Source organism: Falsiroseomonas frigidaquae, from assembly GCF_012163145.1.
GTDB lineage: Bacteria > Pseudomonadota > Alphaproteobacteria > Acetobacterales > Acetobacteraceae > Falsiroseomonas > Falsiroseomonas frigidaquae.
Genome location: NZ_JAAVTX010000006.1, coordinates 285921 through 301346 on the forward strand (window position 1 = coordinate 285921; position 15426 = coordinate 301346).

The window sequence follows — 15426 nt, forward strand, 5'->3', positions numbered from 1 at the left end:
GCTCCTGGATGCCGTCGGTTCCCGGAGCCGGGCTGTTCGAAAGCCCGCGCCAGCTTCGCGGCCATTCGGTGGATGAGGAGGCGCTGACGCAGATCACGCCCGGCGTCAGTTCCCGCGCCGATGTCGAGACGCTGATCGGCTCGCCCTCGCAGACCAGCACCTTCGACAATTCGACCTGGTACTACATGAGCAGCGTCACCCGGCAGCGCCCGGGCCGGACCCTGTCGGTGGAAGACCAGCGCGTGGTCGCCATCAGCTTCACCCCGGCCGGCGTGGTGCAGGAAATCAAGCGCTTCGGGCCGGAAGATGCGCGGGATGTGCAGGTCGTCTCCCGCGTCACCCCCTCCCCGGGCAACGACCGGACCATCCTGCAGCAGCTGTTCGGCAATATCGGGCGCCTGGCGCCCGGCGTCGGCGGCCAAGCCAACCAGACGATCGGCGCGCCGAGCCGGTAGCGCCGGATCCGTTCTGGCTGGATCAGCCAGAACGGCGTTTCTGCTCAAGAACCAGCTGCCACCGCATCACAGGATGCGGTGGCAAGCCCCTGGAATATCAGGTTGCGCGGATACGGGCCGGCCGCAGGAACAGCGTCAGCCCCAGGGCGAACAGCAGCGCCGGCAGCAGCATCAGGTTCAGCACCTCCCACCCCGCCGTGGCGTGGATGACACCGGAACCCAGCGCGGTGCAGGCGACGGTGCCGAAGACGATGAAGTCGTTCGCGGTCTGCGCCCGCACCCGTTCATCCGGCGAATGCGCCTCCCCCAGCAGGGTGGTGGCGCCGGTGAACATGAAGTTCCAGCCGAGTCCCAGCAGCACCAGCGCCACGGTGAAGTGCCAGAAGGTCTCGTCCTGCACCGCGACGGCCACGCACAGCGCGTTCAGCGCCACGCCTGCGCCGATGATGGTGCGCGCGCCGAAGCGGGCGATCAGCCGCCCGGTGAAGAAGCCCGGCGCGAACATCGCCACCGCATGCGCCTGGATCACCGTGGCGCTGGCGCCGACCCCGAAGCCGCAGGCCATCATCTCCAGCGGAGTCGAGGTCATCAGCAGGTTCATCGTGCCATAGGCCATGGCGCCGGTGCCGGCAGCCGCCAGGAAGGCCGGGCGGCGCAGGATGTCGATCACGGGCGTCGTCACCTTCGGCCGCGGCGGCGCCGGGGGCAGGCGCACCATGGTCAGCAGCACGGCGCAGCCGATCGGCAGCAGCGACAGGATCAGGTAGGTGCCGAGGAACAGGAAGGGCTCGAACAGGTCGCGGCTGTGCTTCACCAGCTCCGGCCCGAAGATCGCCGCCAGCACGCCGCCGGCCATCACCAGGGAGATCGCCTTCGGGCGGTAGGCCGGGGAAGCCACCTCGGCGGCGGCGAACCGGTAATGCTGGGCAATGCCGAAGCCGATGCCGGCGGGCAGCGCGCCCAGCGCATAGACCCAGAAATCACCGAGCCAGATGCCCAGCGCGAAGGTCAGCGCGCCGCAGAAGGACCCCGCCGCCCCCATCAGGAAGCCGGCACGGCGGCCGAGGCGGGCGAAGATGATGCCGGCCGGGATGGAGGCCGCCATGGTGGCCACCATCTGCAGCGCCAGCGGCAGCGTCGCCAGCGATTTGTCGGTCGCCAGGCTGTAGCCGACCAGCCCGCCCATCGCGACCTGCCCCACCACCGAGGCGTTCATCAGCGCCTGGCAGAAGAACAGGATCCGCACGTCCCGCTTCATGCGGGCTTCTTCGGCTTGCATCAGAAATGGCTCCATCCGCTGACATCCAGCGGTACATCATCGCCGGCGGGATTTTGGACGCGCACCCCCTCCCCGGCCTCGAACACGCCAATCCGCGTCACCGGTACGCCAGCCTCGGCGCCAGCAGCACGCACCCGCGCCGAATCGGCGGGGTCCGCGGCGAAAACCAGCTCGTAGTCATCGCCGCCCGCCAGGATGCGCGGCAGCAGGGCCGGGTCTGCGGCCAGCGCGGCCCGCGCAGGGGCGGAGAGCGGCACGGCGGCTGCCTCGATCACGGCGCCGCAGCCGGCGGCGCGCGCCAGGTGGCCGAGATCCTGCACCAGCCCATCCGAGACATCCATCGCCGCCCGCGCCAGCCCCGCCAGGCGCAGGCCGAGCGCGACGCGCGGCCGCGGCAGCCGGTAGCGCGACGCCAGATGCACATCCGCCGGCAGCCGCCCCGTCAAGGCCAGCAGCCCCAGCGCGCCGTCGCCGATGGAGCCCGAGACCCACACCTCATCCCCCGGCCGCGCCCCCACCCGCCGCAGCGCCGCCCCCGGCGCGACATGGCCGAGGATGGTCAGCGAGAAGGTGGCCGGCCCATCCGTCACGACCGTATCGCCGCCCAGCAGCTCGATGCCGAATTCCGCCTGGTCCGCCGCCAGCCCGGCGGCGAAGGCGGCGATCCAGTCCTGCGTCACGCCGCGCGGAAAGGCGGTGGTCATCAGATAGGCCAGCGGCACCGCGCCCATCGCGGCGAGATCGGACAGGTTCACCCGCAGCAGCTTGCGGCCCAGCGTCTCCGGCGGGTCATCGGGCAGGAAGTGCACCCCCGCAACCATGGCATCCGCCGCCAGCACCAGGGTACGGCCCGGTGGCGGGTCCAGCAGTGCCGCGTCATCACCGAGGCCGAGCGCGCCCCTTCCCGCCAGGGGCGCGAAATGCCGCGCGATCAGCCCGAACTCGGCGGGCAGCGCCATGTCAGCCGCGCGGGGTCGGGGCGGACGGGACCGATGCGGGCGTAACCGGCGTGAACTCGTCCGTGCGGTAGGCACGGGCCAGCGCGTCCAGCACGCCATTGGCGAAGCGCGGCTCGTCACCCACGAAGAAGCCGTTGGCGATGTCGAGGTATTCGTTGATCACGACGCGCGCCGGCGGCTCCTTCGGCGTGGCGAATTCCGCCGCCGCGGCGCGCAGCAGGGCGCGCAGGACGGGGTCCAGCTTCTCCAGCGGCCAGTCCTTGGCCAGCGCCTTGCCGATGGACACGTCCAGGCTCTCGATCTGCGCCGCGGCGGTGCGGACGATGCGGGCGAACAGCTTGGCGTCGGCGTCCGGGATGCGGCCCTCGCCATAGCTGTCCTCGGCGGCGTTGGGGCCGAGGCGGTGGCGGACGAATTCGGCGATCACCGATTCCGGATTCTCGCCGGCCTGTTCGCTCTGGAACAGCGCCTGCACCGCGGCGACGCGTGCGCCGGTACGCGGCCGCCCGCCGGTTGCGGGGGATTTCGACTTGCCGCTGCTCATCGCCGTGCCCAATGCGAGAAATGCCAGCGACGCGCCAGCGTGACCTGGCCGAGCACGGCATGCGCCGCCTCCGCGCCCTTGTTGTGCTGGTCGGCGCGCGACCGGGCGATGGCCTGGTCCAGGCTTGCCACCGTCAGCAGGCCGAAGCCGAGCGGCGCGCCATATTCCGCGGCGACCGTCATGGCGCCCTGGCAGACCGAGGCGCAGATGAAGTCGTAATGGTCGGTCTCGCCCTTCACCACGCAGCCGAGCAGCAGGAAGCCGTCCCAGCGATCCGGTGCGCCGAGCGCCATGCGGAGTGCCGCCGGCATCTCGAAGGCCCCGGCGACATCAACCACTTCGAGGCTGGCGCCGACGCCTTCCAGCACACCACGGGCGCCGGCCAGCATGCCGCCGACCACATCCGCATAGTAGGGGGCCTGGATCACCAGGATGCGCGGCGGGTCTCCGGCCAGCGACTTCGCCGCGCGGGTGGGGGCGTCCTTGGTACTCATGTGCACGCCCTCAAACGCCGGGCGGGCCGCATCCGCGGCCCTTGGCTTCGCGGCATAAGCCGCGGCGGCCGCTCGGCCGCTCGGCCGGCGGAAGGCCCCGGCCGCAGGTCGTGAATGGCGTCCTTGGTACTCACTTGCTGTCCTTCGGTATCGGTCGTGTCTCGACCACGGTCAGGCCATAGCCTTCCAGGCCGACCAGCGGGCGGGGGTTGTCGGACAGGCGGATGATGTCGCGCAAGCCCAGATCGGCCAGGATCTGCGCGCCGATGCCATAGTCGCGGATTTCCGGCGAGGTCAGCCGCCGTTCGCGCGCCGCGCGGATCTGCTGGGACAGGCCATCCGGCCGCCAGTCGCGCAGCATCACCACCGCGCCGCGCCCGGCTTCGGAGATGCAGCGCATGGCGGCGTGCAGGTCATCCTCCACCTTGCCGCCCACCATGTCCCGCAGCAGTGACGTGGCATGCATCCGCACCAGCACGGGGCTGGGGCCGGAAAGGTCGCCCTTCACCAGCGCCAGGTGCTCGCCATGGTCCAAGGTCGAGGCATAGACCACCACCCGCCAGGTGCCGCCGACACCCTCGACACTGCCTTCCTCCACCCGCCGCACCAGGCGTTCCGTGCCCCGGCGATGCGCGATCAGGTCCGCGATGGTGCCGAGCTTCAGGCCGTGATGCTGCGCGAAGGCCACCAGGTCCGGCATCCGGGCCATGGAGCCGTCATCATTCATGATCTCACAGATCACGCCGGAGGGGTTGAGCCCGGCGAGCCGCGCAAAATCCACCGCCGCCTCGGTATGCCCGGCGCGCACCAGCGTGCCGCCATCCCGCGCCACCAGCGGGAAGACATGGCCGGGGGTGACGATGTGTTCGCGGCCGAGTTCCGGGTTGATCGCCACGGCCACGGTCCGTGCCCGGTCGGCGGCGGAGATGCCGGTGGTCACGCCGTCCCGCGCCTCGATGCTCACGGTGAAGGCGGTGGCGTGGCGGGTGCCGTTGGACTGCGCCATCAGCGGCAGGCCGAGCTGTTCCACCCGGTGCCGCGCCATCGCCAGGCAGATCAGCCCGCGGGCGTGCTTGGCCATGAAGTTGATGGCGTCCGGCGTGGCGAATTGCGCCGGGATGACCAGGTCGCCCTCATTCTCCCGGTCCTCGTCATCCACCAGGATGAACATGCGGCCGCGACGGGCTTCCTCCAGCAGCTCCTCGGTGGGGCTGAGGAAGTCGTGGAAGTTGGTGGTGCGGGCGGTGACGGTGCTCATGCGTTGAACTCCCGCAGGCGGGCGACGTAGCGGGCCAGCATATCGATCTCGATGTTCACGGAATGGCCGGGGCGCAAGGCAGAAAATCCTGTAACTTCCGACGTGTGCGGGATGATGTTCACGCCGAATTCCAGACCCTCGACCTCGTTCACCGTCAGGGAGACGCCATCGATGGCAATGCTTCCCTTGGGCGCGATGTAGGGCGCGAGCGGCGCCGGAACCCGGAAGCGCCAGCGGGTGGAGCCGTTTTCCGGCGTCGCCGACAAAACCTCCCCCAGCCCGTCCACATGGCCGGAGACCACATGCCCGCCCAGCTCGTCGCCCATCTTCAGCGGACGTTCCAGGTTGATCCGGTGGCCGGGCTGCCAGCCGCCGAGCGTGGTCTTGGCAAGTGTCTCGGCCGAGGCTTCGACCGTGAAGGATGTCGGCGCCAGCTCGATCGCCGTCAGGCAGCAGCCGGAACAGGCGATGGAGGCGCCGAGCGCCGCGCCATCCAGCCAACCCGCCGGCACGCCGATGGTCAGGCGCATGTCCTGCCCCTGCCCGATCGGCGTGATCGCGGTCACCTCCCCCTGGGCGGTGATGATCCCGGTGAACATTCAGCCAGCCTCGCGCTCGAATTCGGTCAGGACATCCGCGCCGATGGTGCGGTGCGCCACGCGGCGGAACTTGGGCGCCTTGGCCAGTTCCGGCAATGGTAGCGCGTAGGATGCGGGTATGCCGTCGCCGCCGATCACCATCGGCGCGTGGAACCAGGCGAGCCGGTCGGCCAGCTCCTCCCGCAACAGGGAGGCCGCGATGCCGGACCCGCCCTCCGCCAGCACCCGGGTGATGCCGCGGGCGGCGAGCGCGGTCAGGATGCCATGCATCGACAGCCCACCCGGCCCCGGCGGCAGCTCCAGGATCTCCACGCCGGCCTCGCGCAGCGGCGCCAGGGCGGAGTCGGGATGGCCGGGGGTGGTCGCCACCAGGGTCGGGATCTCCCGCGCCGTGCGGACCAGCCGGGCGCCGGGCGGAATTCGCAGCCTGGCATCGGCCACGACGCGCGGCGCCGGGATGGGCACGCCGCCGGGCAGGCGGCAGGTCAGGTCCGGGTCGTCATCCAGCACGGTGCCGGACCCCACCAGGATCGCATCATGCCGCGCGCGCAGGGCATGGGCGGCACGGCGGGATTCGGGCCCCGTGATCCAGCGGCTTTCCTTGGTGGCCGTCGCGATGCGGCCATCCAGCGTGGTGGCCAGCTTCAGGGTGACCAGCGGCAGGCCGAGGCGCAGGCGCTTGATGAAGCCGGCATTCAGCGCCGCCGCCTCCTCCGCCAGCAGCCCCTCCTCCACCACGATGCCGGCGGCGCGAAGCCGGGAAAAACCCTCGCCATCGACGCGGGGATCGGGGTCGCGCAGCGCCACCACCACGCGGGCGACGCCGGCTGCGATCATCGCATCCGTGCAGGGCGGCGTGCGGCCCCAATGGCAGCAGGGCTCCAGCGTGACATAGGCGGTGGCCCCCCGCGCCGCGGCGCCGGCGCGCTTCAGCGCCTCCGTCTCGGCATGCGGGCGGCCGCCGGGCTGGGTCCAGCCGCGGCCGACCACCTGCCCATCCGCCGCGACGATGACGCAGCCGACTGCCGGGTTGGGCCAGGTATTGCCAAGGCCACGCGCGGCCAAGGCCAGCGCGGCCCGCATATGCTCTTCGTCCGACACGATCAGGAGCCTTCGATCTTCCCCAGGAAGGCGCGGAAATCCTTGGCTTCCCTGAAATTGCGATAGACGCTGGCGAAGCGGACATAGGCCACCTCGTCCACATCCCGCAGCGTTTCCATCACCACCTCGCCGATCCGGTGCGACGGCACTTCGCTATCCGCCTCCACCTCTAGCCGTCGCTGGATGCCGTTGACGATGCGCTCGATCCGCTCCTCGTCGAAGGGCCGCTTGCGGAGCGCGACGCGGACGGAGCGCGCCAGCTTGTCCCGGTCGAAGGGCACCCTGCGGCCATCGGTCTTGATCACCACCAATTCGCGCAGCTGCACCCGTTCGAAGGTGGTGAAGCGGTTGCCGCAGGCGGGGCAGGACCGGCGGCGCCGGATCGAGGCGCCATCCTCCGCCGGACGGCTGTCCTTCACCTGGGTGTCTTCATGCCCGCAGAAGGGACAGCGCATATGCCTATGCCCTCAGGCGCCGGGCGCCGGCTCCGCCGGCTTGGCTACGCGCCGTGCACTGGCGTACCGGGCCCGACGCTTGGTCTGGGCGCGGCGGCCGTTTGGCCGCTCGGCCCGCAGAAGTGTGCAGGCCGCCTTTTTGGGTGGCGCTTTCGGCAGGCGAGTGAAGGCCGCCGTCAAGGAGGTGCGCCATTGGGTGGCTCAGCCGTAGATCGGGAAGCGGCGGCAGAGCTCCAGGACGCGGGCCTTCACGGCGGTCTCGACCGCCTCATTGGCTTCCGGGCTGTTGGCCTGGGCCAGGCCGTCCAGCACTTCGCCGATCATCTGGCCGACCAGCTTGAACTCGGCCTCGCCAAAGCCGCGGCTGGTGGCCGCCGGGCTGCCGAGGCGGACGCCGGAGGTTACCATCGGCTTCTCCGGGTCGAAGGGGATGCCGTTCTTGTTGCAGGTCAGGTGGGCGCGGTTCAGCGCACCCTCCGCCGCCTTGCCGGTCAGCTTCTTCGGGCGAAGGTCCACCAGCACCAGGTGGTTGTCGGTGCCGTCGGTGACGAGGTCGAGCCCCTGCCCCTTCAGCTCCGCCGCCAGCGCCTTGGCGTTCAGCACAACCTGCTTCGCATAGGCGCGGAATTCCGGGCGCAGCGCCTCGCCGAAGGCCACCGCCTTGGCGGCGATGACATGCATCAGCGGGCCGCCCTGCAGGCCCGGGAAGACGGCGCTGTTGAACTTCTTGGCCAGCGCCTCGTCGTTTGTCAGGATCATGCCGCCGCGCGGGCCGCGCAGCGTCTTGTGGGTGGTGGTGGTCACCACATGGGCATGCGGGAAGGGCGAGGGATGCGCGCCACCCGCCACCAGCCCGGCGAAATGCGCCATGTCCACCATGAAGATGGCGCCCACCTCATCCGCAATCTCCCGGAACCTGGCGAAATCCCAGGTGCGGGCATAGGCCGAGCCGCCGCCGATGATGATCTTGGGCTTCGTCTCCCGCGCAATGCGGGCGACCTCCTCCATGTCGATCATCTGGTCCTCGCGCCGCACCGTATAGGGCGCGACCTTGAACCATTTTCCCGATTGATTGGCGGGAGCACCATGGGTGAGGTGCCCGCCGGCGGCGAGGTCCAGCCCCATGAAGGTGTCGCCGGGCTGCATCAGGGCGAAGAACACCGCCTGGTTGGCCTGCGCCCCGCTATGCGGCTGGACATTCGCAAAACCGCAGCCGAACAGCTTCTTGGCACGCTCGATCGCCAGGCTCTCGGCGATGTCCACCACCTCGCAGCCGCCATAGTAGCGGCGGCCGGGATAGCCCTCGGCGTATTTGTTGGTGAGAACGCTGCCCTGCGCCTCCAGCACTGCCTTGGAGACGATGTTCTCGGAGGCGATCAGCTCGATGCCGTCCTGCTGGCGGATCAGCTCATCGTGCAGCGTGGCGGCGATCTCGGGATCGGTCTCGGCCACCGAAGCCTGGAAGAAGCGGGCGGGGGTCACCGCCGGGGTGGTCTCGTTCATGGGGACGGGCTCCAACCGGGGCTGAGCTTGAGGACGCGGCGGTCGTGCCGGCCGCCCTCATAGGGGGTGGTCAGGAAGACGTTCAGCGCATCCAGCGCCACTTCGGCGCCGATCATGCGGGCGCCGAGGGCCAGGACATTCGCATCATTATGCTGCCGGGTCAGCCGTGCGCCGGTCGCGTCATGCACCAGGGCGCAGCGGATGCCCTCATTCCGGTTGGCGGCCATGGAGATGCCGATGCCGGTGCCGCAGACCAGCACGCCGAAGCGCGCCGTGCCTTCCAGCACCGCGCCGCAGACGGCCAGGGCGAAATCGGGGTAGTCCACGCTTTCGGGACCATGCGTGCCAAGGTCGAGTACCGGATGGCCGGCGGCTTCCAGCGCGCTGCGCAGGGTGGCCTTCAGGCCGATGCCGGCATGGTCGGAGCCGAGGGCGATGGGGGTGCTGGCGGGGGTCATGGCGCAGCGATACCATGGCCGGGGGCGTGGTGGAACGCCGACCACCACCTCTTGCGTGTCGCCGGAGACCTGTTCCGGCTACGGGTTGACAGTCAGCCCTGGCGATACCTGCCGCGCAGGATCGCGATGGAGCGGTCCATCATCATCTGGTCCTCGAAGGGGTCGCCCGGTACGCGCACGCCGCGGCCGACTCCGATGCGGTCCGGCAGGAAGTCGCGCGCTTCGTCATCGAAGGACGCCCAGGCAAAGTCGATCAGGTACAGCGCGCCGTCCTTGACCTGCAGGTTGCCGGGGTGGATGTCGTTGTGGCGGATGCCCTTCCGCCGCAGCGCCGCCACCAGGGCGCGGCCCTGTTCCTCGGCATCCGCCGGTAGATTGGCAGGCGAGGCCGGGTCGCCGGCCAGGCTCAGATGCAGGCACCGGTCATCCGCCGCGAGCAGCATCGGGAAGCCCGGCAGGCCGAACAGCAGCTCCAGCGCCCGCCTCTCCCGCACCAGGATCTCCGGGTGCAGCACCAGCGCGCGCGGCTGGAAGGTCTTGCTGACGCAGGTATCGGCGAACCGCACGACACTGGAAAAGCTGGTCTTCGGCTGCGCCACACGCAGCGGCGGCTGCTTGCGGAAGACATAGACCCGCCGGGTACGGGAGGTTTCGATCACGGCGTCCACCGCACCGAACTGGCGCTGCGCCGCGGCCAGGAAGTTCTCCAGCGTATAGGGCTCGCGCTGCGCCCCGCCATCGCGCAGGTCGAGGCCGAACTGCGCGATGGTGGCATCCTCCGGCGCCACCCACTCCAGCAGCAGGTAGCGCCGGGTGCGGCTCGCCAGGTTGCGGAAGATGCTGTCGAAAGACCCTTCCGAGCCGGGGGCCGCGAACATCCAGTGGATTACGGCCATGCCGGCCACGATGTCATATTCGCCGGGCGCGTCGCGCCAGCCTCCGACCACCGGCTCCACCGGCAGGCCGCCGACCAGCGAGGCGGCGGCGAGGATGCCGACATACTCCCGGTCATGATCCAGCCCGGTGACGGAGCGGAAGCCGGCCTCCCGCGCCAGGAAACACAGCAGCCCGGCGGAGCAGCCGATGTCGAGGAAGCTGCCCTGGCCGCCGAGGAGTGCGGCGCAGTCACGGAGATAGCAGTCGAGCTTTCGATACTTGTCCGGTAGCGGGAGTTTCTCCACCAGGCCGCCCTGGATAGTGAAATCCTGGTAGCCACTGACCGTGACCCGGCCGCCCTTGACCCAGAGTTCAGGAATTTGCGTCCTGCTGCCAGTCCGTCGTTCCGAATCAAGACAGGCGCCGAAATCCGTCGCAATCGCATTGATCGCGTTCATGCCTGGCGGTTTCCCTTGGCCGGTCTGATGTTTCCGAAAGACAATCTTCGGGAACCGGGTTACCGCAGCTGGATCGTTGGGAACAGCAGGCTGACAGTTTTATGACTGACTCGTTACCGCCCCTACATAAAGTGCGCCTCCGCCAGTAATCGTCGGCGCGGTGCCTGGGTGGGTCGTCCGAAGCTGCGCGCCCTTCCGCTTGGCGTCGCGGCAAGCGCCGTGGCACCAATGCGCCCGAGGGCGCCAGAAATGGCCAAGGGGACAACCCATGGGGACAACAATGACCGACAGCACCAATCCGGAAACCATCGCGCTGCATGCCGGCTGGCGCGCCGACCCGAATACCGGGTCCGTCGCCGTGCCGATCCACCAGACCACCAGCTTCCAGTTCCAGGACACGGGCCACGCCCAGCGCCTGTTCGGCCTGGCCGAGATGGGCAACATCTACACCCGCATCATGAACCCCACGGTGGACGTGCTGGAAAAGCGCGTGGCCGCGCTGGAGGGCGGCGTGGCGGCGCTGGCGGTGGGCTCCGGCCAGGCGGCGACGACCTTCTGCGTGCTGAACCTGTGCGAGGCCGGGGACAACATCGTCTCCTCCACGGATCTGTATGGCGGCACCTGGAACCTGTTCGCCAATACGCTGAAATCATTCGGCATCGAGGTCCGCTTTGTGGACCCGGCGAACCCGCAGGCCTTCGCCGACGCGACCGATGACCGCACCCGCTGCTGGTATGCGGAAACCCTGCCCAACCCGAAGCTGCAGGTCTTCCCGATCGCGGAGGTCGCGGCGCTGGGCCGCAAGCTCGGCGTGCCGCTGATCATGGACAACACGGCGGCCCCGGTGCTGTGCAAGCCGCTGGCACTCGGCGCGGCCATCGTCATGCACTCCACGACGAAGTGGATCGGCGGGCACGGCACCAGCATCGGCGGCGTGGTGGTGGATGGCGGCAACTTCGACTGGGAGGCCAATGCCGCCCGCTTCCCCACCCTGAACAAGCCGGATCCGAGCTATCACGGCGCGGTCTGGACCCAGGCGGTGAAGCCGATGGGCCCGGTCGCCTACATCATCCGCATGCGGGTGATCCTGCTGCGTGACCTCGGCGCGCCGATGGCGCCGATGAACGCCTTCCTGACCCTGCAGGGGCTGGAGACGCTGCCGCTGCGGATGGAACGGCACTGCGCCAACGCCATCAAGGTCGCCGCCCACCTGGCCAGCCATCCGGCGGTGGCCAAGGTAATCCACCCCAGCCTGATGACCGGCGAATCCAAGCGCCGCGCCGATGCGGCGCTGAAGGGCGGCTACGGCAGCCTGATGGGCTTCGAGTTGAAGGCGGGCGCCGAGGCCGGCCGGAAGTTCATCGAATCCCTGAAAATGTTCTACCACGTCGCGAATATCGGTGACGCCCGCAGCCTGGCGATCCACCCGGCCACCACCACCCACAGCCAGCTCTCGGCCGAGGAACAGGCGGCCTCCGGCGTCAGCCCCGGCTATGTGCGCCTGTCCATCGGCATCGAGCATATCGACGACATCATCGCCGATCTCGACCAGGCGCTGGCGGCCGCGGCGGCATGAGCGGCTATCCGGCCCAGCGGCCGCGCCGCAATCGGGTGGATGCCTTCACCCGGCGCCTGGTGGCGGAGAACCGGCTTTCGGTCGATGACCTGATCTGGCCGATCTTCGTCATCGAGGGGACGGGCACAGAAACCGAGGTCGCCTCCATGCCCGGGGTGAAGCGCGTGACGCTGGACCGGCTGGCGGCCCATGTGGCGCCGGCGGCGGATCTCGGCATCCCGGCGCTGGCCCTGTTCCCCGCCACCGATCCGGCGAAGAAGGATGGCGAGGGGACGGAAGCCAAGAACCCGGACAACCTGATGTGCAGCGCCGCCCGGCTGCTGAAGCGGGAATTTCCGGATATCGGCCTGGTCGGCGACGTGGCGCTGGACCCCTACACCGACCACGGCCATGACGGCGTTCTCCGTGCTGGCCCGGGCGGGATGTACGTGGCGAATGACGAGACGGTGGAAATCCTGGCGATCCAGGCGGTGATCCAGGCCGAGGCCGGCATCGACATCATCGCGCCGTCCGACATGATGGATGGCCGCATCGGCGCCATCCGCTCGGCGCTGGATGCGAAGGGCCTGATCCACACCCGGATCATGTCCTACGCCGCCAAGTACGCCTCCGCCTTCTATGGGCCGTTCCGGGATGCGGTGGGGTCCGGCGCCTCGCTGAAGGGCGGCGACAAGAAGACCTACCAGATGGACCCCGCCAATACCGACGAGGCGCTGCGCGAAGTGGCGCTGGACCTGGCGGAGGGCGCGGACATGGTGATGGTCAAGCCGGGCATGCCCTATCTCGACATCGTCCGCCGGGTGAAGGACCGCTTCGCCGTGCCCACCTTCGCCTACCAGGTGAGCGGGGAATACGCGATGATCATGGCCGCCGTCCGCAATGGCTGGCTGGACCATGACCGGGCGATGATGGAGAGCCTGCTGGGCTTCAAGCGCGCCGGCGCCGATGGCGTGCTGAGCTACTTCGCGGTGGAGGCAGCGCGGAAGTTGCGCGATGCCTGAACCGACCCCCTTCCCTCGCCCCTGGCACGGCGCCTCGGATCGCGGTGGCGAACCGGCGGTGGCTGCATTGCGGGCGCAGCGGGCGGAGGTGAATGCGCTGATGGCCCTGCAGCACGCCCCGGCCGGGGAGCCGCGGACCATCGCATGGTGGCGGCTGCACCGCGCCCGGCAGGCGCGCCTGGCTCTGCTGGGGGAAGACGCGCACCGGCTGCCGCCGCTGCCGGCGCCGGAGGAGGCGCTCAGCCGGTTGCAGAAGCTGCGCCTGCGCTTCGGCCTGCTGAAGCTGGAGACGGCGCGGCCGCCGGGCCGCATCGCGCGGCTGCTGGATCAGGGAGCGGCGCCGCGCTGAAATTCAGCCGAGGAAGTCGGCCACCAGCTCCATCTGCGCCCTGTCCATCAGCGCCGGCGCATGCCCGGCCCCCGCGACCTCCGCCACCCGCACGCCGGGGCGTGCCGCCATGGCGGCCAGGCTTTCCGGCAGCAGCAGGTCGCTTTCGGCGCCGCGGATCGCCAGCACCGGCACCGCGACCCGGTCCCACAGCGCCGACAGGTCCAGCGCCTCCGGCGGCCGGGCGCGAAGCGGGGTGGCGATGGCGGGGTCGAAATGCAGCATCAGCCCGCCTTCCGGCGCCGGCCGGGCCGAATGCCCCGCCAGGTGGGCCCACTGCCTGTCGTCCAGCCTGCCGAAGGGGGCATGGACGCGACGCAGATGCGCCTCCACAGCCCCCAGGTCGGCAAAGCGCGGGCTGTCGGCGAGGTAGTCATGGATGCGTGCCATGGCCGCCTGCGGCACATGCGGGCCGATGTCGTTCAGCACCAGGCGGCGGATCGGCTGGCCCGCGGCGGCGGCCACCATCATGCCGCAGATGCCACCCAGCGAGGTGCCGACCCAGTCCACCGGACCATCCAGCCGCGCCAGCAGATGCGCCAGCGCCGCGACATAGACCGGCGGCGCATAGAGCGACGGGTCCGGCAACCAGTCCGATTCGCCACGTCCCGGCAGGTCCGGGCAGAGCACGCGCCGGCCACGTGCCGCCAGGGCCTGCGCCAGCGCATCGAAGTCCCGCGCGTTGCGGGTCAGGCCATGGACGCAGATCACGGCGGCGCCATCCGGCGGCCCCCATTCCGTCCAGGCCATGCCATGGAAGGCCGCGCCCAGAAGGTAGCGCAGCCTTCCCGCCCGCATTCAGACCACGCCCTTTTCGCGGAGCGCGGCGATCTCCGCCTCGCTCAGCCCCAGCAGGCCGGAGAGCACATCCTCCGAATGCTGGCCGAGCTGCGGCGGCGGCACGCGGTAGTCGGCGGGGGTGGCGGAGAGGCGCACCGGGTTGGCGATGACCTCCACCGTGGCGCCGGAGGCATGCGGCATTTCCACGACCACCTTCCGGGCCTGCACATGCGGGTCCGCGAACACCTTGTCCAAGGTGTTGATGGGACCGCAGCCGATCTTGGCGGTCTCCAGCGCCGCGACCCATTCATCCGTGCTGCGCTGCTGCATCACCGGCGTCAGCGTATCCGTCACGAACTGGCGATTGGCGACGCGGGCGGCATTGGTGGCGAAGCGCTCGTCGGAAAGCAGCGCCTGCTGGCCTGTGACCTCGCAGAAGCGGACGAAGGTCGGGTCGTTGCCGACAGACAGCACGATGTGGCCGTCCCGAGTCGGGAACACCTGGTAGGGCACGATATTGGGGTGCTGGTTGCCCAGGCGCGGCGGATTTTCCTTGGTCGCCAGGTAGTTCATGCCCTGGTTCGCCAGCCAGGCCACGCTGGTGTCCAGCATGCCGATATCGACCTGCTGGCCCTGCCCGGTGCGTTCCCGGTGGCGCAGCGCCGCCAGGATGCCGATGCAGCCATACAGACCCGCGAACAGGTCGGCGACCGGTACGCCCACCTTCTGCGGCAGCCCGTCCGGCTCCCCGGTCAGGGACATCACGCCGCCCATCGCCTGAATCAGCGAATCATAGCCCGGCCGGGGCGCGTAGGGGCCGGTCTGGCCGAAGCCGGTGATCGAGCAGTAGATCAGCCCCGGAAATTTCTGGCTCAGCTGCTCGAAGCCCAGGCCGTACTTGGCCAGCGCGCCGACCTTGAAGTTCTCGACCAGGATGTCGCAGCCATCCAGCAGCTGGTGCACGATCGCCTGGCCTTCCGGCTTGGCGATGTCCAGCGTGAGGGACTTCTTGTTACGGTTGACGCCCAGGAAATAGGCGCTCTCCTCCGTCTCCGGCCAGACCGGCGGCGCGAAGCCGCGGGTGTCGTCGCCGGAGCCCGGCTTCTCGATCTTGATGACCTCGGCGCCCAGGTCGCCCAGCATCTGCGTACAGGTGGGGCCAGCCAGCACGCGGGTCAGGTCGAGGACCCTGAGGCCGCGCAACGGTCCGCTCGGCGCCTTCTCCATGGTCAATCAAGCCCC

17 protein-coding genes are annotated in these 15426 nt (G+C 69.8%); 4 read left to right on the top strand and 13 right to left on the bottom strand.

Translation table 11 applies throughout. The features are described 5' to 3' along the window. Positions 1–8: 8 nt before the first annotated feature. Complete coding sequence (locus tag HB662_RS20930) at positions 9–455, top strand: outer membrane protein assembly factor BamE (protein ID WP_245185790.1); 447 nt, start codon at positions 9–11, stop codon at positions 453–455. 97 nt (positions 456–552) lie between these two features. On the opposite strand, the gene HB662_RS20935 is transcribed toward HB662_RS20930, so the two are convergent. The 11 genes from HB662_RS20935 to HB662_RS20985 form a co-directional block, all read right to left on the bottom strand. Then, entirely contained in the window at positions 553–1734 is a 1182-nt protein-coding gene (locus tag HB662_RS20935) for an MFS transporter (RefSeq protein ID WP_245185791.1), read from the bottom strand. After that, positions 1734–2693, bottom strand: a complete 960-nt coding sequence (gene thiL / locus HB662_RS20940) for a thiamine-phosphate kinase (protein ID WP_168052400.1) — start codon at positions 2691–2693, stop codon at positions 1734–1736. Before thiL ends, HB662_RS20935 begins: the two co-directional genes overlap by 1 nt. A 1-nt stretch (position 2694) precedes the next feature. Further along, positions 2695–3237, bottom strand: coding sequence for a transcription antitermination factor NusB (gene nusB / locus HB662_RS20945; RefSeq protein WP_168052402.1), 543 nt, complete (start codon positions 3235–3237; stop codon positions 2695–2697). After that, complete coding sequence (gene ribH, locus HB662_RS20950; RefSeq protein WP_168052404.1) at positions 3234–3731, bottom strand: 6,7-dimethyl-8-ribityllumazine synthase; 498 nt, start codon at positions 3729–3731, stop codon at positions 3234–3236. The genes nusB and ribH overlap by 4 nt, the downstream gene beginning before the upstream one ends. Positions 3732–3861: 130 nt before the next feature. Continuing rightward, on the bottom strand, positions 3862–4989 hold the full coding sequence (gene ribB, locus HB662_RS20955; protein ID WP_168052406.1) for a 3,4-dihydroxy-2-butanone-4-phosphate synthase: 1128 nt from the start codon (positions 4987–4989) through the stop codon (positions 3862–3864). Beyond that, positions 4986–5588: a riboflavin synthase gene (locus HB662_RS20960; RefSeq protein ID WP_168052408.1), complete on the bottom strand. Its 603-nt coding sequence runs from the start codon at positions 5586–5588 to the stop codon at positions 4986–4988. The genes ribB and HB662_RS20960 overlap by 4 nt, the downstream gene beginning before the upstream one ends. Beyond that, positions 5589–6689, bottom strand: coding sequence for a bifunctional diaminohydroxyphosphoribosylaminopyrimidine deaminase/5-amino-6-(5-phosphoribosylamino)uracil reductase RibD (gene ribD / locus HB662_RS20965; protein ID WP_168052410.1), 1101 nt, complete (start codon positions 6687–6689; stop codon positions 5589–5591). It lies immediately after the preceding gene. Between the two features lie 2 nt (positions 6690–6691). Continuing rightward, positions 6692–7144, bottom strand: a complete 453-nt coding sequence (gene nrdR / locus HB662_RS20970) for a transcriptional regulator NrdR (RefSeq protein ID WP_168052412.1) — start codon at positions 7142–7144, stop codon at positions 6692–6694. Between the two features lie 201 nt (positions 7145–7345). Then, complete coding sequence (gene glyA, locus HB662_RS20975) at positions 7346–8647, bottom strand: serine hydroxymethyltransferase (RefSeq protein WP_168052414.1); 1302 nt, start codon at positions 8645–8647, stop codon at positions 7346–7348. Then, positions 8644–9105 carry a ribose 5-phosphate isomerase B gene (gene rpiB, locus HB662_RS20980; RefSeq protein ID WP_168052416.1) on the bottom strand — a complete coding sequence of 154 codons (462 nt, stop codon included), beginning with the start codon at positions 9103–9105 and terminating at the stop codon, positions 8644–8646. Before rpiB ends, glyA begins: the two co-directional genes overlap by 4 nt. Before the next feature lie 92 nt (positions 9106–9197). Continuing rightward, a complete protein-coding gene (locus HB662_RS20985) occupies positions 9198–10439 on the bottom strand; it encodes a class I SAM-dependent methyltransferase (protein ID WP_168052418.1) in 1242 nt (413 codons plus the stop codon). A gap of 280 nt (positions 10440–10719) precedes the next feature. Here HB662_RS20985 and HB662_RS20990 point away from each other — a divergent pair, with 280 nt between their 5' ends. Genes HB662_RS20990 through HB662_RS21000 form a run of 3 tightly spaced genes read left to right on the top strand, consistent with a single transcriptional unit; the run spans position 10720 to position 13365 of the window. Beyond that, complete coding sequence (locus HB662_RS20990) at positions 10720–12015, top strand: O-acetylhomoserine aminocarboxypropyltransferase/cysteine synthase family protein (protein ID WP_168052420.1); 1296 nt, start codon at positions 10720–10722, stop codon at positions 12013–12015. Next, positions 12012–13016 (top strand): porphobilinogen synthase, encoded by a 1005-nt coding sequence (gene hemB, locus HB662_RS20995; RefSeq protein ID WP_168052422.1) that lies wholly within the window; start codon positions 12012–12014, stop codon positions 13014–13016. Before HB662_RS20990 ends, hemB begins: the two co-directional genes overlap by 4 nt. Next, positions 13009–13365: a hypothetical protein gene (locus HB662_RS21000; protein ID WP_168052424.1), complete on the top strand. Its 357-nt coding sequence runs from the start codon at positions 13009–13011 to the stop codon at positions 13363–13365. Before hemB ends, HB662_RS21000 begins: the two co-directional genes overlap by 8 nt. 3 nt (positions 13366–13368) lie before the next feature. Here HB662_RS21000 and HB662_RS28835 read toward each other — a convergent pair whose 3' ends face one another. Both HB662_RS28835 and HB662_RS28840 read right to left on the bottom strand, forming a co-directional pair. Continuing rightward, positions 13369–14202, bottom strand: coding sequence for an alpha/beta fold hydrolase (locus HB662_RS28835; protein ID WP_171970267.1), 834 nt, complete (start codon positions 14200–14202; stop codon positions 13369–13371). Further along, on the bottom strand, positions 14203–15411 hold the full coding sequence (locus HB662_RS28840) for a CaiB/BaiF CoA transferase family protein (RefSeq protein ID WP_171970277.1): 1209 nt from the start codon (positions 15409–15411) through the stop codon (positions 14203–14205). Positions 15412–15426: the final 15 nt, after the last annotated feature.